Source organism: Bacteroidota bacterium (assembly GCA_039111535.1).
In the GTDB taxonomy this organism is placed as follows: Bacteria; Bacteroidota; Rhodothermia; order Rhodothermales; family JAHQVL01; genus JBCCIM01.
The window spans coordinates 26253-48376 of record JBCCIM010000020.1 but is presented as its reverse complement, the minus strand read 5'-3'; the positions used below and the strand labels follow the sequence as shown (position 1 = coordinate 48376).

Here is a 22124-nt window from a genome sequence, read left to right as displayed (position 1 = left end):
CAATATTACCTATATATCTAGAAATATCAGCAAATTAGAAAATTTACGCGAATTGCATATCGAAGGAAACCCTTTGAAGTTTGGTGGCCAGTATGTGCAAGAATTACTGAATCGCTTGTAAACGAAATGAGCACTACTGAGAACAGTTTTAAATCCATATTCAAAAAAATCGAAAATGGCAGCATTGGCAAGGTTCAATTGGTAACTTTCTTTCTTTTCCTTTCGGCTGCATTCAGCGTCATGATCCTTACTATTTTATTTAGCATTGAATCGATCTTGCAAGCGAACAAGCGTATCGATTTACTCAATCTAAAGACTTACCGCTTATATTTTTTTGTGAATCTGGGATTATTTGCGATTTGTTCCAGTGCAGGACTTTGGGGACTTTACTTACAAAAGAGATTTCCTCAGAATAGGCTATTTGTTCATCTTGGTTTTCAGTTGATCGCGGTTTGGTCAATGCTCAACTCTAGTTTTATAGGTATGTTTGCCTCCCCGATTATTTCCATCGTATTCATTGTAATTTTCGTTGGACTCATGTTTGGGAATAAAATGCAAAACTATGCATCTAGTTCGACTATTTTAGTTTTCTTTGTTTTAAATGCAACTCTAACCTATCTAGGTCACATCCCAGTCTTCCCTCTTTTTAACACTTTCCATTTCTTAAAAGATCCATTCGGAGCTAAAATTTTAGTCTTTATCGGCATTGTAGTTTTTACCAGTGTTTTCTTTTTAACCTACCTGTTTGTCTATTCCTTGCTTATCGAAATCGACAATAAAAAAGACAAGCTCTTCCAGCTATCCAACAAGTTATCAAAATACCTTTCCCCACAAGTTTATGACTCAATTTTTAAAGGTGAGAAAGAAGTCCGAATTGATAACCAACGCAAGCCCTTGACAGTTTTTTTCTCTGATATTGTTGGCTTCACCAGCAAAACAGAAAATGCCGACATCCAAGAACTAACCTTATGGTTGAATGATTATCTAGAAGACATGACGAATATAGCCCTTCGTTACGACGCGACAGTCGACAAATTCATTGGCGATGCTGTAATGGTATTTTTTGGCGACCCTAAAACGCAAGGTGTCCAAAAGGATGCGATCAACTGTGTATTTATGGCTAGGGAGATGCAAAAACAAGCCAAGCAAAAAGGAATCCAAATTCGTATCGGCATCAATACAGGGGAATGCATTGTGGGAAATTTTGGTTCTGAAAAGCATATGGAATATACGATTATTGGCAAAGCGGTAAATTTGGCAGCTAGGTTAGAATCTAGCTCTGAACCGGATCGAATTCTAATATCGCAAGAAACCTATGAATTAGTCAGGGATGTCATTCCTTGTAGGAAAAGAGAACCGATCCGAGTCAAGGGGATCGCCAAGGATCTGCAAACATACTGGGTTCAGGAAAATACTCCTGAAGATAGGAACAAAAAAGGAATAGCTCTATAAGAGCCTGTCTGAAAACCTAACTATAGACTCTTGCAGCTTATCCTACGCGTAAGAATAGACCTATTTTTAAGACACGCTGTAAGGAGGGAACTTTGTATATAGAATATTCGAACAAATCCCTAATACAACAAAGGATGGCACTATTCATGAAAGTACTGTTGAGAATTTATATAATTATTTTTTTGCTGCTCTGCTTAGTTTCCTGTACTAAGGCAGAGAAATTGCCAGAGTATGCCAATATCCAATTGAAAGACTGGTCGAGAAAGCCGCACAAGTTGGCGAATTACCTAGGTAAGGTTGTTATTTTAGACTATTGGGCAAGCTGGTGCCACAATTGTAAAAAAGCGGCACCCCTTATCAGCCAACTGGAAGACGCGTATCGTGAGAAGAATGTGGTGGTTTTAGGTATCAATACAGATGACCCCCGATCGGTCTCTGTCTACCAAGTGAAAAAGATTGCAGCTCAGTTTGGCATTACCTACAATAGTCTTTTGGATCCAAGACAGGTTCTTGCCCAAGCTATGGAGGTGAGTGCCCAACCTGCTCTTATATTTCTGGATCAGGAAGGGAAAATCTTTCACAGACAGTACGGTTTGGCGGCAGAAGATGTACCAGGATTGAAAAAGATTATCAATGAGAAACTCTGATAGCAGTAAAGGCTTGCTTTCTCATGCTCTAGATGTATCATTATGAATAAGAGTATTATTGTAGGAAGGGCTTTATGATAGGTGCAATCATTGGTGACATTTTAGGTTCGAGTTTTGAACGAAGAAACACTAAGTTAGAAAACTTTCCCCTCTTTCCACCGAGGACATCTTTTACCGATGACTCTGTTTTAACCATTGCTACAGCGTATGCAATCTTAAACCAAAAACCCTACAGAGAAACCTATCAAGACTTCTACAAGCGTTACCCCAGAGCTGGTTATGGTGGCCGCTTCCAAAAATGGGCGAGGCTGCAACATGCAAAACCTTATAACAGTTATGGCAATGGTTCCGCTATGCGAGTCAGTCCCATCGCCTTTGCTTTTGAGACTGAAGATGAGGTTCTACTGCATGCCAAGCAAAGTGCCGAGGTAAGCCACAACCACCTGGAAGGGATCAAGGGAGCACAGGCAATTGCCCTATGTATTTTTTATGCCAGACAGAAACAGACCAAGAGCTTTATCCAATCCGAAATAGAACAACGTTTCTCCTATTCCTTGCAGAGAAGCATCGATGAAATTCGCAAAACATATTCTTTTGATGTAAGTTGCCAAGGTTCAGTTCCCGAGGCTATTATCAGTTTTTTAGAAGGCAATGACTTTGAATCGACCATTCGCAAAGCTATTTCTATTGGTGGTGATAGTGATACCATTGCTTGTATGGCAGGAGGAATCGCAGCATGTTATTATGGCTCCATTCCAGAAAGCATCTTAAAAAAGGGAATCAGTTACCTCGATCCTTTTCTGAAAAAAACTACCCAACAATTCGCCGAAACCTACCCACTGCTGACGGAGAATGATAGACTACTTTCCTACCTTTAAGTCTGAATTAGAGATTTATGCTTGCACAATACGTAATGGCTCAGAAACTTTTATCCATTACTTACGTTTTTTACTCTTTAGGAAAAATCCATAAATTTGTTACATATCCCACTCATTGTCGAAAGAAATTTTATTTATGAGTCCGATACAAAAAACCATATATAAGAGTAAAATCACTGACTACTTAGAGGAATTCCATGTTTAGAAGTTTATTCGTTCTGCTGTTATTTTTGTTCCACTGCTCTTCCCTAATCGACAATAGAGCACTCAAAGGGGGACAAGCGCAAGAGAAGATCAAGGGTTTTACCCAATTCGACATCGCTGGGGATAGGGATTACATTGGCTATGTTCTCGCCGACGGCAACCAATTCTTAGAGAAAGTCTGGGAAGGTGCCCCCTACAATACCAGTGCTGTCAAACAAACCATAGAAATCGACGTTACAGAGAGTAAGTCCTTTGCCTTTGGCTTTGATTTTACAGGGATTTTAGCCGGCAAAAAAGTCGAAACAGACGGCAAGGTCAAAAATGAGTCGGTAGCTCGGATTGTTTTAAAACTCATCAACCCACAAGAAATTTCTATCCAAAACCCCCTGCCTTCTCCACTGGCAAAAAACAGACCAGATCTATTGGAAAAACCCTATGTCAGCTCTGTGCTAAAGGTGGACAAGATTACCGTACAAATGCTCAACCAAGACGGCAAGGAGCTCTCTGGAAGTGTAGCACTATCACACTTGAATGTCAAAACGAATGGGAGTTTCAAGTCTAGCACCAAGGCTGGTTCGGCTTTTTTTGCTGAGAATGCTTATGTCGGCTACAAACTATCGAATCCACCACCAAATGCAGACCAAATCAAAAGTTTCTCGGGTGACGTCTCTGCACTGTACAAAAACCAAAAACGCGTCGCGATTCTGCCATTTGCTATCACCAGTACAAATCCTGAGGACGAGTTATTGTACAAAGATGGCTTACCGGAAACCTTAGAAGTAGCTCTAAACAAAGTCGAGTCTCTCAATATCGTACCTGGACAAAATGCCAAAAACATCTTAGAAGAAAAGGGCAGTAGCAAATTAGGCCCAGTTGTGTTGGGAAAACGTCTCAATGTACAGTCCGTTTTACAGGGTAGCTTCAAACGCATCCAAAACAAAATTTTAATTACCTGTAAGTTGTACAATGTCGCCAAAGGTGGCTTGGAGAAGAGCTTTATCATCAGACCAAAATCCGATGATTACGATGAGGTGATGGAAAAGGTATCCTACGCGACGCTGGAAAACTTTCGTATTAAGGCAACCAAGAAGGAAAAAGAAGCTATCGAGCGCGTCACCCATGCTACGGAAAATAGCAAGGCTTTTAGCATATACATCCAAGCACAAAAGAAATTTGCTCTCAATGACCTGTTTAGCATCGAAGAAGCCATAAAGCTCTATAAGCAAGCGATCAAAGAGGATTCTTCGTATGCTCTCGCCTATGTAGGTTTAGCTAAATCCTACCGTGCTCTTTTCAAATACGATAAAACATATGGTGTCTACAGTGAGTCCCGTCTGGAACTCGCCGAAAAGTACTGCCGCAAAGCCTATGACATTGATGAAAAACTATCACAAGCCAACCAGTGCATGTCCTTTGTCGAAAAGTTTATCAAGAAAAACCTCAAAAAAGCAACTAACTTTATTTACAAAGCGTTGGAGTATGATAAGAATGACGCTTCCATTTATTTGAGTCTCTTCCGACTATCTCCGAAAGTTTCTCGCAATTCCGACAACCACTACTTTCGCCGAGCCCTAGAATTGGGAAAAAGCGATATCCATATCAACCTCGCAGCAAGCCAAGTATTCGTGCGAGAAAAGAGTTTCAAAAAAGCCTATGCCTATGCCAACAAAGCGTTAAACTTAAATCCAAGACGTTTTCGTAGCATCACTTTCTTGACCAAGACTTTTGCCGATGCAGGTCGCTATAAAGATGCTTTGAAATTCATCTCTAAAGGTGAGAGAAAATATGGGAGGCATACTATCTTGGAATACAACAAGGGCTATGTACAATATGCCGGTAAGAAATACCAAAAAGCGATTTCCTACTTTGAGAAATCCTTAAAATTGTATCCCCAATTTTTAGGTTGCCGCCTGGCAATTGCCAATTCGTATTCCCGTCTGGGTGACTATCCGAATGCGAAGAGAAACTATGATATCCTGACCCAACAGAGTCCAACAAATCCGCAAGTATACCGCTCCTATGCATATTTTGAACTAAAAGTAGGAAAAAGTGAAGCAAAATACAAATCCTTATTGCAAAGATCGTGCAAACTTGGTAGCAAACGTAGTTGTAATGAATTTCGAAAGTTGTAAAAGGACACTAGTATGAAACACCTAAAAAAACCCATTAGCCTAGCACTGCTATTTTTTTCCCTTACAATGCTCAGCAATTGCCACGGAAAATTTGCTTTAGTGCGTAAGACCTATGAACTTATTGACTCTACCGGTAGCAAGGGACGTCTCGGAAAAACAATCCGCTCTACTCTGTTCTTTGTTGTAACCTTTTCCATTGGCAGTTTTATCGGCATTATCGATTACCTCTTCCTCAATGTCTATGAGTTCTGGACAGACAAAAACCCCATTGCCTATAACGAGTACGACAATAAGGGGATTTTTGTCAAAAACCTCCAGCAAGGCAAGCAAAACCTATGTTTGACCTACAGCGAATACGGTAAGACCCTACAGTTAGAATTTTCCGAAGGAAAGAAAAAACAGGTATTTTGGTTGTTCCGCGAGAATCCTGGCCAGCTTTTCCAAAAGCAAAACGGCAAACTACAGGCTATCAGCATAAAAGCACAAAAGATAGGTTCCAAAGTAGTATTGCAACTAGCAAGGGACGGTAAATTACAATCCTCTAAAGTAGTAGATTACCAAGGTTACAGAGAATTAGCCTATGCATATAACTCAAAAGTCTTCTAAAAAAACATTGCCAAACATAGATGAAGTTTCAAACTGAGTGAAAAGGAGAATCTTTCTAGTGAAACAAAAATTAAAGAAGGCTTTAGTCCTAGTTCTAATGTTCGGTTTTATCACCATTAGTACAGCAAATTGTTTTGGCAAGTTTGCTTTGACACGCAAAATATACCAATTCAATGACTCGATTGGTGGGAAAAACTTAGTAGGTAGATTTCTAAAAACTATAGTAATGTATGTATTCTACATCCTACCGGTTTATGGTATTGGAATGTTCATTGATGCAGTCATTCTAAACCTCATTGAGTTCTGGACTGGCAACAATTTGCTTGGCTTCAACGAGTACGATGAGAACGGAATGTATGTAAAGACCATGAGCAAAGGTAGCCAAACTTTAAAATTAGTGTACCTAGACTATGGAAAGAAAATGGAAATGCATATCAAGAATGGTAACAAAGACTCTAAATACATTTTCTTACAAAACAAACCAAACCAAATCTTCCAAGAAAACAATGGTAAGTTAGAAGAAGTAAAGATGAGTTCTAAGAGAATTGGCTCTAAAGTTCTGATCAAAATGGCAAAAGACGGCAAACTGCAATCTTCCAAAGTTGTAGACTACAAAGATTATAATGATTTAAACTACTCCTATAACAAAGGAACGTTCTAATATCATTTTAGTAGGGACGTAACTCTGTACGTCCCACTACTAACAATTCCCCAGTTTTCTTCTCCATACAAGCCATGAATTTTATCAAAACCTTCATCCAACAGACACAGAAAGACTTACAAAAAATCCGTAGGCTAAGCGGCAATCTAAAAATCAGTAAGAACCCAACCGAAATCTTACAAAGTTTGCAACGTACCATCCACATCATACATGGAACGAGCAGCTTGTACAGTTTAGAGGCCTTAGAGAATAAGTCCCTCACAATCGAAAACAAAATCAAACAAGTTCTCCAACAAAAAGCCGATGTACCAAGCCTAGAACCAGAGTTGGACCAGTACGCTTACGAACTAGGGCTTATCTTACACAACATGGAACAGCGAGGAGAGGAAGGTATGAGTGTGGTTGTTGAAAAAGAGACAATTGCGGAACCGGCTGCCACAGAAGAACAGGCAAAGACAGATTTTAGCCCGATACTCGACCAATTAGCAGTTATCCAAGAAGACCTTTCGAATACAGCATCGACACAACAATCAAAGGCGCTTGAAAATTTACAACAGGTTAGCCAAACCCTTTTGCAATTGCAAAACCAACAAGCTGACAGGACGCGTGGGGAAGCCCTGCAACTGTTCACCAGCTCTGGAGAAGCCTTTGCCATTCCTAGCTACCTCATCCAATCGATCCGTTGTATCTTAAACAACGATAGCTTGCAGGATTTAGAATACCTAGATTTAGACAATCATCTCAGTCCAGACTACCCTCCCCTACCGCATAAGTTTTTGCTTTGCCTGACCAATGAAACACATACCCTAGATCTAAGCTGTGGTGAAATTGGTTCTTTTTCCCTGCTTACACACACAGATTGGCAAAAGGCAGAAGAAACTCTAACAGAACTTTTACAAAAACAAGGTGCGAAACGTGGAAAAGCGAACAAAACAACCACAAGAGCAAAATACCTCCTTTTCCAGAACCATAATTCGGAATACTTTTCCCTATCACTCGAAAAAGTATATCGGGTAGAAAAGCATACGTCTGGCTTTAGCCTCAAAGAATCGGCCCATATACCAGATTACTTGCAAAAAGATAGACCAGAGAAGGTAGAGCTGACCTTTAGCTTTCGCCAAGGAGAAAAAGCATACCAAATTGCAGTACAATCTATGCAGCTTTACAACGGGGAATGGCAGCATATACAACAACAAGATCCGAATCCCAATGTTGCTATTTCCTCTTATGGCAAAGCGATGTACCAAGACAATGCAGTCACTTTACTCGATATAGTTTCTTAGGAAAAACTATTTTACAGAATTAAGGGATAAAAGTTCCCTTACAGAGAAACACATTCCGCAATCAGTTGGGAGAAAATGAGAAGATTTGTTATTAACAATCATAAAGGGGGCAGTGGCAAAACGACCACCGCAGTGAACCTGGCAGCAGCTCTTGCCGAACAAGGGAAAAAAGTATTGCTTGTCGACCTAGACCCCCAGGGTTCAGCTTCGATCTGGTTTGGCCTAAACCGTATGTACAACGATCCAGGTCTATTTGACCTGTCGATAGGTTGGGAAGCGATTCCTAGGCTAGCCAAAAGAACGAAAACAGCGAATTTAGACATCATCCCCAATATGAAAGTCCCCAATAGGCATTCCCAGCAGATGCGTGAACACGCCAGCCAAGGAATGATTTTGAAAGAGAAGTTTGGCAAATTGGCACCAGGATACTATGATTATGTACTCTTCGACTGTTCCCCTGGTCTCAACCTGGTAACTCTCAATGCCCTCATCGCTGCGGATGAATTGCTAATCCCCATTGTAGCACACTACCTAGTTTTAAACGGTGTCATCAGTTTGTTAGAGACCATCCAAGCGATCAAAGCAAAGCTAAACCCGGAACTTCACATTTCAGGTGTTTTGCCCTCACGCATAGATCCAGAGGTCAAGCATACGATGGAAGTTCTCGATCTATTGCTAACCAAATTTGGCAAATTGGTTTATTCCACCTACATCCGTGAAGACATCAAATTAGCAGAATGTCCCTCCTTTACCAAGACCATTTTACAATACTCTAGCCAAAGCAAAGGTGCGCGCGACTTTCGTTCTCTTGCCAAAGAAGTGATCGCACAAGAAGGCAAATACCGCTCCAAGGAAAGTTCATGAACCAACCCCAAGCACATACGATAGGCAAAAATCCCTTCTTACAAGAAGGAGAACAGCTCATCCGAGAAGGCAACGATCTACAAGAGAGCGAAAAAGAATTACAACGCAATTTGAGCTTTGAAACACAGCTCAAAAAAATTGTCGGGCGGGTCAAAATAGGGGATTTCCAAGAACGAATTGATGGCGAAGAGATGCCCAGCTTCTGGCGTGAAACCGCAGCTGCGATCAACACCATCCTAGAGGCTGTCAAAGAATCACGCAACGACGAATTGGAGACCCTACAGTCGATTTGCCAAGAACTCACAAGCACTTCAGAGACAATCGTCGAAAAGGTAGGCTTCTCTTCCGAACTCAAGCAAACTGTCTTACAGCAGTGTGAGCAAAACCAAAAAAAGACCGAAAACTTGCAGGGGGATGTGAAACAAATCCAAACGGAACTGCACCGTCCGAGTAAAATCTTTGACCAAAAAACCAAATTCGATATGGAAAACTTACAGTCCTTGTTGCAAGTTGCCAAAATCAATTTAGAAGTAGCCAAGCGCAAAGAGAACCCAGAAGAGTCGATGCAGTTTTTACAAGAATTTCTCTACCAATTCCAACTGGACTTGCAAATGACACTTGAAAATTTATTGGGCAAATACAAACAAATGATGTTGCAACCAAATTCCTTTCTCAATACCTCTGCTCTGACAAATTTAGAGAGATTGAGCCTACAGTTAGAGCATTTGCAAGAAAACTTCTCTCTCACCTCCTCTCTAGTTGAAAAATCTTTACCAGATCTGATTGAAAATATCCAGCAAGAAGCCGAAAATATAAAGAGGCTAAGTACTAAAATCTCAAAGATTCCTGAGAAATTCACCTAGAGCTTAAATGCGTAACACCATGCAGTACATAAAAAAAAACATACCATTCCTTCTTTTCTTTGTCGTTCTTCTCTGCTATAGCTCCCTAACAGCAGATGAGCTGCCTGACTTCAAAAGAGGAGAAGACAAAGCCAAAACATTTTTCAGAAAAGGTCTGATCTATTTCCACCGCAGTGAGTATGGTGCAGCAAGGGAGAATTTTATCGCTTCCCTCTCGATTATGGAACGCTTTAGCCTGGCGCGCAAATTACTCTCCGATACCTACTACCTCACCGGTGAATGGCAAGAAAGCCTCAACGAACTCATCATTCTCGACCAAGACTCACGCAACCCCTATTGGAGGAACCGTAGAGAAGTCTTACGCATGCTCATTGCAGGCGAGGGCAAAGAGCACCCTCTAACATTCTATAATAAAATCACCGGAGATAGTTTTCGCAGCTACCGCTTCCGCAACCCCACCGATGCCTTGGTAGATGATATTGGCAATCTCTACGTACTGTCTTTCGGTTCGGCCAATATAGTTAAATTTGATACCAATGGTTTTCCCGTAGGAAATTACAAAGGTGGATTTGCCCGCTCCTTTACCGGACCTCTGTTTTTCACAATTCACAAAAAGCATCTCTTTGTCAGTGACTTTGCCTCTAACTACGTATATATCTTGAATACCAAAGGGTATTTTCAGAAACGCTTTGGGGGCAAAGGGAGCAAAAGAGGTAAGTTCATTGGACCTGCTGGTATCTCGATTTCTCCCGATGAAAAGCTCTACATCGCGGATACCGGCAACAACCGTATCCAGAAGTTCAACCTTACCGGTGAGTTTATCCAAGAGTTTGGCAAGGAAGGAGATGGAAAGCTCTACTCTCCGTCTGGTCTATCCGTTGCCGAAGATGGCACGATCTGGGTTGTAGACAAGGGAAACCGCCGTATCGTCAGGTTTGATTCAGAGGGCAATTATATAGCTGATATCAGCCATCCCAGTTTGCAAAAACCGCGCTCTATTAAAATTCACGGTAAAAAGGTATATGTCGCCGATGAATACGCTGGTTTGCTTATCTATGAGCCGGATCAGGACAAATGGAGCAAACTTAGCTCGTTTATGGACCATAGCCGCAAGTACCGCAAGTTCTTGCGGCCTTTCTCCAGTGCTTACGACTATACCGGAACACTGTATACCATTGACTACGCCCGCCACCGTATCGATATGTTTGCCCCGCGCAACATGCTTACTTCCAATTTAAACGTATTCATTGAAAAAATCGAGTTAAACCGCTTTCCTGACATTTCTGTATTCATGCGTGTGAAAAACCGTAAAAACCAAGACCTTACAGGAATAGGAAGAAGTGCCTTCCGTATCATTGAAAACGAAAATATCTATCCTTTGGTAGGCCAGGCGGATATGAAGCGTTTTAACGACAAATTGAGCGTTTCTCTAGTCTTTGAAAATAGTACGAGCATCCAACACATCTCCGGCAATTTAGCGAGCTTCTTAGGTGACTTTTTCAATTCTTTCACGGTCAAGGACCAAGTCAATGTCATCCGAGCTGGTAAGGACTCTGTCCAGTTGTATGAATTCGGCCATTCTATTTTAGATGTATACTCTAAGATCCGCAAATCCCCTCCCGAAAGGTCTAATATTAACTTGGGAAAAGGTATTTTTGACGGAATCAGTTCTCTTATGAACCAATTAGGACCTAGAGCGGTTATCCTATTAGTTTCTGGACAGGAGTTGCCAGGAAGCTTCAAACAGTACAGTATGATTCGCAACATCCAATATGCCAACGCACACTCTATTCCCATCATTGTTCTCTCTTTGCAAGGAGAAGGAGAAGCTGTAGAACGGTATAAGAATATGGCTAAAAAAACCGGAGGGTTATTTCTCAAGGTTCCTGGTAGCCAAAAGGAAAAAAAACTATACTCCTTTATCCGATCTAAACGAGACAAAAGATACATTATCTCATACCGTACCAAAACGGCCTCTGATCTAGCAGGCAAATACATGGACATACGAGTGGATGTATCCTATCGAAATATCATAGGAAAATCGAAGGCAGGTTATTTTGTTCCCAACAACCAATAAATTCTTAGCTATCTTTCTACTTCTCCTAGCAGTTCTGACTCTAAACGGACCTGTTCACGCAGACAATATCTACAAATACCTAAAAGAAGCCGATGAGCTCTACCAAAGCAAAAACTACAACCGAGCATTGTTTCACTACAAAAACGCCCTACAGGTCAACCCCTCTTCTTTGAAGGCTCTTTTAGGTGTCGCCCGTTGCTCTATAAAAATAGAAGCCAATAAGAAAGCCCTGCAAGCATTTCGCAAAATTTTAAAATTAGAACCCAAAAACATGGAAGCTGTTGCAGGTGTTGCCAAGCTCCAGGCATTAGAGGGAAAATACCGCAAAAGCCTAACAATGCTCAACAAAAACTTACGTAAAAAACCCTATAACTCACACCTATTGCTAGCAAGAATAGAAATCTATCTCATGCAAGAGAATTATGCGCAGGCTCTACGTAAGCTGGAAGATGCAAAAGGCAAAACTGTCAACAATACCGAATTCAAGTTGCTCTACGCAAAAGTCAATGCAAGTTCCGGCAATTTCCGTAGAGCCAAAAAAATCCTCAAAAACCTTACCAGCCTAGAACCCGAAAACCCCGATTTGTTTCGTGAGTATGCGAAGATCAGCCTACAAGAAGCAGTCAGCCTCTTTCCTTCCACCAAAGTAGAAAAACTAATTGACCAGGCACAATCGAATCTACTCATCTCTCTTGCCCTAAACCAAGAAAGTGACAAAACCAAATCTCTCTTAATGCAGACCTTTATGTGGTTCGAAGAGTATGCCAATGCACAACAACAGTGCAAAGATTTGTTGCAGAAGTACCCAGAAAATGGCGAGTTGCACTATTTGAACGCCTACCTTGCGAAAAAGCTAGGCTCCCACTCCACAGCGATCAAAAGCTATGTACAAGTACTACGTATCAACGACCTGGATGAAATTGGTCGTTACTCTGCGGAAAGTTTTTCTTTGCAAAACTTGAGTGCCAACCACTGGTTACGCAACAATCTAGGGAAATATCGTTTGTGGCAAAATCGCTCAGCGAGTAATAACAACCGCTATGGCCAAGCCGGTTACAGCTTGATGCGCAGCCGCAAACTCATCCCAGACAACCGCCAATTGCGCAAATTCCTTTCCCAGTACTACTACCGCAACGGGTATCTACAAGAGATGATCCACCTGTTGAAGAAAATTCGTAACGACGAACCACGTAATATCAAAATACACAACCGTTTGGAACGAGCCCTTCGCTACCGTAAGAATAGTCTCTCCTATAGAGAAGGTTACACAACTCTGGATGGTGAAATCTCTCGTGGCATCCGCAATACACCTAAGATCTTTCTCTTTGACTTGCAACCAGACAACTTTCTCAAGAACTACCCAGATACCTCGCTTGTGTTGACCAACTCCATCAAATTTTCTATCAGTCTCATGCCCAACATCTCTGTTCTATCGGATACAGAAGAGAAAGCTCTGAAAGAGAAAATTCGCCAAGCGAAACCGGAATACAAGCATACCCAAGGAGTCTTTTATTCTCCTGATATTCTCAACCATATCAATTTAGACGCAGGTCGCCTTTACAAAGAAAAGATACGCTATGTAGGTTATGGTACATACTCTTTGCAAGGCAATGAACTCAAGGTAAACTTCGTTCTCTACGACAGGCAAGATGGGCAAATCCTAAAAAAGATTAGCTTTCTTTCCTCCAGCCAAAACTACGTCAGCGAAGTATCAGTCAGGCTCGCAAAAACGATTTCCAGCAAGATCCCTCGCATAGGCCGTGTTTTAAAAATCAAAAACAAAGAAGTTGTCATCAACTTAGGTTATAGGGATGGAATTCGCAAAAAGCAGGTCTACCGTATATCCCGAAATGGTAGGAAAATCGGCAATGTATGCATAAAGGATATGGATGAGTTCCTTGCCCTAGCGACTCCCATCGGTAAGTCTTGGCAGCATATGATAAGCTCTAAGGATATTGTCGAGAGGGAAAGCAACCGCAAGGATCGCAATCCGAAGAGATGTAAATAAACTCATCTCGGCTCCGCTCGATGAACAAGATTTCTCTTTATCTTAAAACTAGAAAAATCTCGGGCATTGGCAGCTATGGCAGATTCAATCGTACGACTGATACAATCAGTCGCTACGGGTGATGGGCGAGATTGATGCTCTTAAAAGCGTTCTTTTGAGATATGATTCCTATTCTTTAACTTCTAATTTTACTGGTTATTAATTCTCGAAATTTTATTGTTATTGCTAATGCTTCTTTCGCTTCCTCTTTTTCAGGAATGTCATTTATATCAGGATATCTAATTTCTACACCATAGTCAGTTAGAGTATCAGCTATATCTTTATACTCGTGAAGTTCTTTTTCATTTTGATCTAATAAATCAATTAATTTTCCTATATCATGTGATTTTGGAAATGGTATGTCTTTATAAACCAAATACGCTTTAATATATTTTTCGGTAGCTTGTTGGGAATGGAAACAGACTGATTCAATTACAGGATCTTCAAAAGAAAACTCTCTTTTTGCTGTTAAAAGATCTTTATCCGCTTTATTTAGCCATGCTTGCACAAGGTTATTTTTATTTCTCATAAACCAACCGACCTTTTTTTAAGACAGTATTTACGAAAGATAAATCTACATCTTTCCATTCAGCGACTTCATCTTCTGTATAAATTATAAAATCAAATTCCAAATTTCTATATTTTCTGAAAACTTTTCTTAACTGTCTCGCTCTTTTGTATCTTGGAATTTGAGATTCTCTCAATATGATAAATAAATCGATATCACTTTCCATATTCGGTTCTCCATAAGCATAGGAACCAAATAGAATTATTTTTTCTGGAGCTATATTTTGAATTATTAGATGAATAAACTCATCCATCAAAGTTGTATCTAGTATTTTAAGATTTTGGATTGGTTCATCAGTTATCATTTTCAGAAAAGGCCTAAAATAACAGTATTACAAAATTTTTTGTAAAAACAAGCCATTTTTCTGTGGAACCAGAACAGCTCAATTCATATTCTTTCCCTTTGCTCTTTCATCTCGGCTACGCTCGATGACCGAAGCTTCTCTCTATTTTAAAACCAGAATAATCTTAGACATGGAGTGAATTTTCATCTCGGTATGCAGAATTAAGATTGAATTTGCAAATAAAGTTTTATTCCAGCTACTCGATAAGCAGGATTTCCCTAGCTTAAAACCAGAGCAATCCCGGACACCGAGTGAAATTTATTGCAACTGCAATAAATTTTGTATCGAGGTGCCCGAGACGCAGAACGATCCTACTCTAACTGTGCACGCAAGAACTTGAGCTGTTTGTGCAGCAATTTGTGGTATTTTTTACGGCGTTTTTTGCGGTGAACTTTGTGCTTGTTGTAGAGACGGTCTATCAAAACTTCCATTCGGTCAAACAAAGCTTTGTAATCTGGTTCTTCTGTTGGTTTCATTTGAAACTCCTTGTTTGTTCTAAATTTAGTAAACGCACAAGGGTACACAAAAGACTTGACTAGATGTACCCAATAAACAAAGCAACGTGGTAGGTGATGATGAAAGTCATCGACACCTTGTCCCAGGTGCCTTTTTCCGGTTGCTTGCCTAGTACTGGGTGGGTGCGCACTTCTGCGTTCGCCATTCTTTCACTCCCAAAATTTATGTGATACCAGGTGTAATCGAGGGTATGTGCAATCTTTACACGTAAGATCGGAAGTTGCTTACAGCTCTACAAGTGCTTTGGATCCTAATTTGGATTAAATCTTAACTAATAACGTGTCTCCTGTCAGTCATTCCTCTACATATCACTACAAAAATCGAATCAAGCCATCATGACTGTAGAATTTAATGCCGATTTTCGAGTGCCGAATGCCGGTTGATGTATTTCGGCACTTACAGACTGCCAAGCGTGTTAGGCAGGCATTCTTTGCGATAATGGGATAAATGCGAATATACCACGGTAGCATAAACCGGAAGTACAGAAATACGAAAGCACAAAAAACCGGTTGACAAGTGTTTTGAACCCTTAATCCCCATTATTGGGCAAAAAAAGAGGCCGGTAGCAGTAAGCCCCGGCCTCTTTAAATTTGAACGTTCTTGTGTCCTTAGCCAGCCAATAACGCTTTTGCCTCTTCAGCCGCAGACGGACTCTCAATGTGCAAATTCGCATCCAGGGCTGATTCAAAGTAAAGATCCGCCATATCGGGATCGCCGGCGCCCTGGTAAATGTGGGCTGCCCGGAAATGGACCATCGCATCACCTGTGCCCAACCGCATGGCGCGCTCGATGTAGGGAATCGCCTCAGCAGACCGGTCATTTTTGTGCAAGGCCCATGCGTAGGTCTCTAGGGCGTGCATGTGATTCGGCCGGCGCTCTTGCTCCAATTGAGCAAGCTGCAGGGCGTGTTCGAGGTCCTTTTCGATGTCAACGAGGAAGTCAGCGTACTCCATCCGTACATTCTCTCCCATGGCATCTGCATCGCGATAGCTTTGCGCAAGCCGGCCTTCCAGCGCACGCACTTCTTCGGGATCGCCGAGCGCAAGCTGTACCTCAACCAGCCCTTCGAGAAATTCGTCTGCCGGCACAAATGCATATGCTTCTTCAAATCCCTTTTGAGCCGCTGCAAGATCGCCGCGCTGCAGGGCCACCTGTGCGAGTCCACCCAATGCATACGCGTAGTAGGGAGTCTCATCAAGAATGCCGTTAAAAATTACTTCAGCGCTGGCCAGGTCATCGTTCCCGAGATACAGCTGTCCGAGCTGATAAAGTGCCCAGGAGCGGTCCTCTTCGCCGGTTACGCCGGCTTCTGCCGCCAGCTTCATCGCTTCTATCGCCCCATCACCATCCCCATGCAGCTCTCGCAGATACGCAGCGCGTGAGTAGGAAGAGATACCGGGACGCAGCGCGATCATCCGATCACACGCTACAACAGCTTCTTCGTATGCACCCAATTCAACAAGCGCATCCACAAGAATACCGTAGATATAGCCTGTTTCATTACCGCGGGCAATAAGCTGCCGCGTAATGTCGCGTGCTTTTTCAAATTGATGTAAGGTGTTGTACAATGAGGCCTGCAACGTCAGGGCTGAGAAATCATCGTTATCGCGTGCTAAAATACTGTCAAGTACGTCCTGCGCTTTCGGCAGGTAATACGCTTCTTGCAACGAGCGTTGTGCTTCCTGTAGATACAATTCTGCCAGTTGGATGCTGCTTTGTGTATCAGATGGTTTTTTGCGCAACCGCATTTCAAGGGTGCTGATTGCGTCTGTTCTTTTTGTTGACCAGGCCACGGACGTTACCGGCGTAGCGGTTGGTTCAGGCGCCTGCTGATGCATACGGGTACCGTAAAAGGCACCACCAATTACGATTAGAAAAAGCAGGAGCGCAACGCTCCGTTGTACGAGTGATTTTGCGTTCATGGATAGCAAGGAATGCAGATTGATAGGATCGATGTATCTGAATGTTGTGATGCCCCATGCCCCACCGCGCTGCTGACCGGGGAATCAGCCTGTGGGCGCGGCGGGGATGGACGTTTGCTTGCAGCATACCGGGGAATTATTTCACCAGAATGGCTTTTTTGGTCTGCACAGATTTGCCGGCAGCCTCAATCCGGTAGAAATAGGTACCACTTGCCAGGGACGCTGCATTCCACTGGACGGAATGAAGCCCCGTTGCATGGTCTCCATCAACCAGCGTATCTACCATACGGCCCTGGATATCGTACACGCGGATGGCAACATTGCCAGGACGCGACACCTGGTATTCGATGGTTGTGCTCGGATTGAATGGATTCGGGTAGTTCTGATTGAGCATAAACGCATCTGGTACCCCTACCCCGATGTTGATCCCGACAGGCTCCATATTCGGATCAGCCGCAGTCAACTGCTTGACGTAGTCGTAGCCGTTGTGCGGGTCTGCCTGGTAAGGGAAGCTTGCAGCCAGCGGTACATCGTTGGCAACTGGGCCGGCGTTGTAGCCAAGCTCAGCCAGCAGTGCCGGAGAAGCCAGATCGGAGTAATCACTTGCGGTTGCGTCGTCGAAAGGTAACCCAACAGCGGCTAATACAAGTCCGCCTACGGCCTGCAATTCGATGGTTGTCACATCATCTTCAAGCCGGCGGCCATTTGGGAAGCCATCCATGTGCGGAATGGCTTCGAGGTCTGCCGTTGTGTTATACGGGTCTCCAACGAGGCCAAGTACTGCCGCACGAATCAAGCCCTGCGACGCATAGGTCATGAACTCAGAGGTACCGCGTTCTGTGACCGGTGTCGCCATGTTCAGGCGTAGCATATCCCCACCATACAACACACCTTCTGCATCCTGCGTGATGGGCAGGAAGTTGTGGATAAATGGCTTGCCGGCGCTCAATGGACCGCCGGTTTTGCCGGTGGCAAGCTGGTACGGGATGGCATTCGGCACGCCATAGTAGAAAATCGGGAAGATATCCGAGAGGCGCGGCATGCCCGGCGCAGCGAGGCCTGGGCTCAGCGGCACAGCGAAAGCAGTACCCGAGAGGTCAACGCCGGCTTCAGCAAGTTCATAAACACCGTCTTTGGTATTCCGGAAGTCAAACCCGGCAACACCGTCATCATCAACATCCCCAACTGCGGGATACGACATCGACTGGACGCGCAGCGCACTCAAGGCCGGCACAGCGCCGCCAAACTGGCTGTCATCCATATACAAAGCCAGCTCTGGGTTGGCGAAGTAAGGGTAGAAGGACTGCTCTGCTTCACTGTACGGTGTTACAGCATTCCAGCGGTCTTTTTCGCCGATTGGAATCACTGCCTCGTTGGTCAGTGGCATACCAAGACGTGACACCTGAACCCAGGGACCAGAGTACTCAGGCTTCTCCCCTGTTGTAGAAAGGGTCCGGATCTGCGGCCGGCTTGCAGAGGCCCACACACCAATCACAAAATCCGGATCGAGAATGCTCTCTGCTTCGCTGACGCTTTTACCGTCTTTCTGAAGCATATCGATCGGTATTTTGAGCGAAATGGCGTGGGTATTAAACCCGGCTACGGCGTCACGCGCATAGTCTGAGTTCGACGGATCTGCACCGTACGCACTACGCGTTTGGCCGAGGTCAAAAATGCCGCCGAGGTCTACAAAAAATGCGTCATCACGCGGGCCGGCAAATACCATTTCGCCAGTGGATGCCGTCATGATGGCATTTTCAACCAGTGTGGCATAGTCGGTACCCAGGCCGGCTCCACCTTCGATAGAGCGAGGGCCGATGTTGTTCGGCGGTACAATACCGTCGGAAAGGATTGTGGTGAAGGACTCTCCACCATCTGTGCTTTTTTCAAGCGTGTAGGTTGTTTTCAGGTTTTGTTTGCCCAGGCGGATGTTGAAGAACGTGGTTGGATCTTCGTTCACCTGGTCAAATGTAAACCGGTACGTGATATCATCTTTTGCGCTGCCAAGCGGCCCAACAGATGTCTGGTTTTTGATATGGATTTCATACCGGATATTTTCGCCAAACGTGTGATAGTTCGGCCCGCCTTCGGGGACCTCGAGCGGGATGTAGTTGGCGATAATGGTTACTGTATTCGGATCGTCTGGTGATCGAAATGCATACAGGTCGGTATTATCCGCCAGTGGATCATTGCTAATAAGAGGTGCTTCACGGTGACTGGAAGCATCTCCCCACTCCGGCCCCGCCAGCAAACCAACGCTGACGAGTACCAGTAGCAGACAAAATCCGATAACAGATTTGCGTAACATATGCTACCTCCTTAAAGGTCGTTTATTAATTGGAATGTTAACCGACCTCGAGAATAGCCTCCTGATTTGCTCACCCACCAGACCAAAACCTGCTCACTTTCTGCTCAATATTGAGAAAAGTGCAGTACTCTCCAGTAAAATGTGAAGGAGTTCTGCAATTTTCATTGAGTAAAGTACACCCGTTGCTTTGAGATAATCAGTGCGATGGACGTCCACCAAATGCGTGGCGGTGTGCGGAGGAAGTTTTTATCGAAGCGTTTTCCTGAATGAAGTTCAGGAAGGCAAGTGCGAATGGCGATAAAAGCGCGCATTTTCTTTGGTGGTGCCCTTTTTTTGGTTCGTTATTTTGGGCAAGCAAAAAAATGAACGTACGCGTCCCGAACCAAACGGCAAAAGCTTTTCAGAATACCTCAGGTAAAATGCTAGAAATGCCAACCTACCGCCCCAACTCTTTCTGCCACAGAAACTGAATGAGCTCATTGAGCGCTGTCGCCAGATGCCGCCTAAACGTACTGTACGGCAATCCCAACAATTCTGCTGCTTGCTCCTGCGAAGCAGCCGGCCGCAGATAGGTCCGATCCAGCGCCTTGAAAGCTTTGGCCTGCTTAACATTCTGCTGCAACAACGCCACCCCGTCATCAACAAGCTGCATGAGCACCTCCACGCGCTCAGCATCATCAGCACTTTCAGCAACACTGTCCGCCACAATACGGGAAGAGAGTAGTGGATTGTTAACCAGCCGATCGCGGCGGGTGTAATTTCGGCATACCATCCGCACCGCTTCACCAAACGCTTCTTCACTGAGCACAAGCATGGTGCGCTGGGGTGTAGCTTCTGCAGTGCCACTGAAGCCACTGCCTGTTTCACGAGAAGCCAGCACATCGAGCCAGGCGGCAGGTGGCCGGCTCCGCCAATCGTGTCCGAATACGCCAAACGGAATCCCATTGCGTTCAAAATCGAGCGATTCAAGGTGATGCAAATCAGCATAGCCAAATACGGATTTCCAGAAAGACGGGCTGGAAATTGGCAACATGCTAAACGCCAATTTGGACGTTGTCAGGTAGTGGCGCACCATGTATACAAAAATCAGGCTTTGCACCTGCGTGATATTCTGGTAGGCATCCCGGTCCATCCAGAACCGAAAAAGCGTAGCGGCCTCACCGGGGCGTAGTGGTGCATTTGTGTTCAGATATTTGACACACGCTTGCGCAACCGGATCTTTTTTTAACGACGTCTCACTGGCATCATGGAGGGCAAGTAACAGCAAAAAGCCGGCAGCGTCTCCCTGCTGATCCCTGAACAGAATCACGTGTTCGGGTTGCGCTTCAATCCACATCCGCGCCAACGCTGCTGATGCTTCGCCTTCGTGTTTGGTCACCATGGCCTCAATTTGCGCCAAATCGCGCGGGTGGTATTGATCCGTAGAAATAGCGGCTGTAGAGCCCTGCCACTGCGACTGGAGCTGTAGAAAAAACGGACGCACAATCGCATTGTCTCTGTGGAGGAAAATGTAGTCTTTCAACACATTGCCTTGCTCTTCCGAAGAAGCATCTTTCAGTTGCGCATTGTAATACACGCGCGCCTGCTGGTGAAGCACTTTGTGTTGATCCGGATTACGCCAGCGCAATTCCGACCCCAGTACCTCACGCGCCAGATCATGCGGGAAGAGGCCGCGCGTGCCCGAATCGATAAAAGAAAGGCTACGAAGCCACTCAAAGAGCGCCCGTACGTCGGTACGCTCGAGCATGGTAGCGAGCAATGGCTCTGTAAGGTTATTAACCAATACGCAGGCCTCGAGTGCCAACCGATGATCCAGGCTTGGCGCTTCTCGAACAAACCGATCGAGCAATACCTTTATAAAATCAGGTTCGAGTTCACCGTCAAACGCTGCAGCATCTGTTTGCGTAAAGGATTCTGCGACCAGGGAAAGCGCGAGCGGGTGTCCGTGGGTATAATTGATGGCCGGCTGCTGAAAGTCTTCGGGCATGCCTACCCGCGACAGGTATGTCCTGCTTTCATCCGGCGAAAAATTGCGTAAAGCAACAGTTTTGATAAGCGAACGCCATCCCGGGTTATCGGTCCATGTAGGCGAGGGCGGATACCGACCAGCAACAACAATAAACACCGTGTCATTCAATTCGGGAAAAAACGAAGTGTAGAGCCACTGCTCGAGCGCAAACATAGATTCATACGTATCGAGCATCAAGACGTGTTTGCCCTCAGCACCAAGCATATCAGCCGGCGCAACATTGTTTGCTATCCCCAACTGCTGCCGGATGGCTGACAGAAATATCGCCGGATCTGCTTCGATGGTGCGCGTATCGAGATACAAAACGGGTATATGTGCTGCTTCACACAGATGACGGTATTCATACAATAGCGATGTTTTACCAATACCACCCGGACCATAAATGTGGAGTAACGCAAAGGGATGCGTGTCTGCTGACAGCACGGTTTCAAACAACTTGCGTTGTGCACTGCGCCCTACAAAAAGCCGGCGGCTTGCTTCACGTAATCGGTCTGATAATTTTCCTGCCATGCGGGTCGAAATGAAGCGCCGAAATACGCCCGACGAATTGCCGTGCGAGACCGAACACTACGTGCTGCGTGGGATTTGCCCGTTGTGGGGTGTTATATTCTTCCTAAGTTCGGCTATGACAACACCATATTCAATGGCGTGCAACGTCAATTGCCCAAGATTTGTGGGTTGATGGTGTTAGCGGACCATTGACTTTATTTGATGTATGTACCAA

18 protein-coding genes are annotated in these 22124 nt (G+C 44.2%); 11 read left to right on the top strand and 7 right to left on the bottom strand.

All coding sequences use genetic code 11. The features are described from left to right. Positions 1 to 126 precede the first annotated feature (126 nt). From AAF564_05515 to AAF564_05465, 11 genes are all read left to right on the top strand, one after another. The gene (locus tag AAF564_05515; GenBank protein ID MEM8484983.1) at positions 127 to 1452 is read left to right on the top strand and encodes an adenylate/guanylate cyclase domain-containing protein; all 1326 of its coding nucleotides are present in this window, start codon (positions 127 to 129) and stop codon (positions 1450 to 1452) included. 146 nt (positions 1453 to 1598) lie between these two features. Then, positions 1599 to 2099 carry a TlpA disulfide reductase family protein gene (locus AAF564_05510; GenBank protein ID MEM8484982.1) on the top strand — a complete coding sequence of 167 codons (501 nt, stop codon included), beginning with the start codon at positions 1599 to 1601 and terminating at the stop codon, positions 2097 to 2099. A 74-nt stretch (positions 2100 to 2173) separates the two neighbouring features. Then, the gene (locus AAF564_05505; protein MEM8484981.1) at positions 2174 to 2977 is read left to right on the top strand and encodes an ADP-ribosylglycohydrolase family protein; all 804 of its coding nucleotides are present in this window, start codon (positions 2174 to 2176) and stop codon (positions 2975 to 2977) included. A gap of 197 nt (positions 2978 to 3174) precedes the next feature. Beyond that, positions 3175 to 5313 carry a tetratricopeptide repeat protein gene (locus AAF564_05500; protein MEM8484980.1) on the top strand — a complete coding sequence of 713 codons (2139 nt, stop codon included), beginning with the start codon at positions 3175 to 3177 and terminating at the stop codon, positions 5311 to 5313. Positions 5314 to 5325: 12 nt separating this feature from the next. After that, positions 5326 to 5919, top strand: a complete 594-nt coding sequence (locus tag AAF564_05495) for a DUF3332 family protein (protein MEM8484979.1) — start codon at positions 5326 to 5328, stop codon at positions 5917 to 5919. A gap of 58 nt (positions 5920 to 5977) precedes the next feature. Further along, positions 5978 to 6580 carry a DUF3332 family protein gene (locus AAF564_05490; GenBank protein MEM8484978.1) on the top strand — a complete coding sequence of 201 codons (603 nt, stop codon included), beginning with the start codon at positions 5978 to 5980 and terminating at the stop codon, positions 6578 to 6580. Positions 6581 to 6654: 74 nt separating this feature from the next. Beyond that, the gene (locus AAF564_05485) at positions 6655 to 7863 is read left to right on the top strand and encodes an Hpt domain-containing protein (GenBank protein ID MEM8484977.1); all 1209 of its coding nucleotides are present in this window, start codon (positions 6655 to 6657) and stop codon (positions 7861 to 7863) included. A 75-nt stretch (positions 7864 to 7938) separates the two neighbouring features. Next, a complete protein-coding gene (locus AAF564_05480) occupies positions 7939 to 8727 on the top strand; it encodes a ParA family protein (protein ID MEM8484976.1) in 789 nt (262 codons plus the stop codon). Next, a complete protein-coding gene (locus AAF564_05475; protein ID MEM8484975.1) occupies positions 8724 to 9590 on the top strand; it encodes a hypothetical protein in 867 nt (288 codons plus the stop codon). Before AAF564_05480 ends, AAF564_05475 begins: the two co-directional genes overlap by 4 nt. A gap of 19 nt (positions 9591 to 9609) precedes the next feature. Next, entirely contained in the window at positions 9610 to 11667 is a 2058-nt protein-coding gene (locus AAF564_05470; protein ID MEM8484974.1) for an SMP-30/gluconolactonase/LRE family protein, read from the top strand. After that, positions 11648 to 13675, top strand: coding sequence for a tetratricopeptide repeat protein (locus AAF564_05465; protein ID MEM8484973.1), 2028 nt, complete (start codon positions 11648 to 11650; stop codon positions 13673 to 13675). Before AAF564_05470 ends, AAF564_05465 begins: the two co-directional genes overlap by 20 nt. Before the next feature lie 175 nt (positions 13676 to 13850). Here AAF564_05465 and AAF564_05460 read toward each other — a convergent pair whose 3' ends face one another. From AAF564_05460 to AAF564_05430, 7 genes are all read right to left on the bottom strand, one after another. Next, entirely contained in the window at positions 13851 to 14243 is a 393-nt protein-coding gene (locus AAF564_05460; protein MEM8484972.1) for a HEPN domain-containing protein, read from the bottom strand. Next, positions 14233 to 14586 (bottom strand): nucleotidyltransferase domain-containing protein, encoded by a 354-nt coding sequence (locus tag AAF564_05455; GenBank protein ID MEM8484971.1) that lies wholly within the window; start codon positions 14584 to 14586, stop codon positions 14233 to 14235. Before AAF564_05455 ends, AAF564_05460 begins: the two co-directional genes overlap by 11 nt. A 350-nt stretch (positions 14587 to 14936) precedes the next feature. Further along, the gene (locus tag AAF564_05450) at positions 14937 to 15101 is read right to left on the bottom strand and encodes a hypothetical protein (GenBank protein MEM8484970.1); all 165 of its coding nucleotides are present in this window, start codon (positions 15099 to 15101) and stop codon (positions 14937 to 14939) included. A 59-nt stretch (positions 15102 to 15160) separates the two neighbouring features. Beyond that, entirely contained in the window at positions 15161 to 15286 is a 126-nt protein-coding gene (locus tag AAF564_05445) for a hypothetical protein (GenBank protein MEM8484969.1), read from the bottom strand. A gap of 463 nt (positions 15287 to 15749) precedes the next feature. Beyond that, positions 15750 to 17063, bottom strand: a complete 1314-nt coding sequence (locus AAF564_05440) for a hypothetical protein (GenBank protein ID MEM8484968.1) — start codon at positions 17061 to 17063, stop codon at positions 15750 to 15752. Positions 17064 to 17199: 136 nt separating this feature from the next. Continuing rightward, positions 17200 to 19371: a DUF4331 family protein gene (locus AAF564_05435; GenBank protein ID MEM8484967.1), complete on the bottom strand. Its 2172-nt coding sequence runs from the start codon at positions 19369 to 19371 to the stop codon at positions 17200 to 17202. Between the two features lie 436 nt (positions 19372 to 19807). After that, positions 19808 to 21910, bottom strand: coding sequence for an ATP-binding protein (locus AAF564_05430; protein MEM8484966.1), 2103 nt, complete (start codon positions 21908 to 21910; stop codon positions 19808 to 19810). Positions 21911 to 22124: the final 214 nt, after the last annotated feature.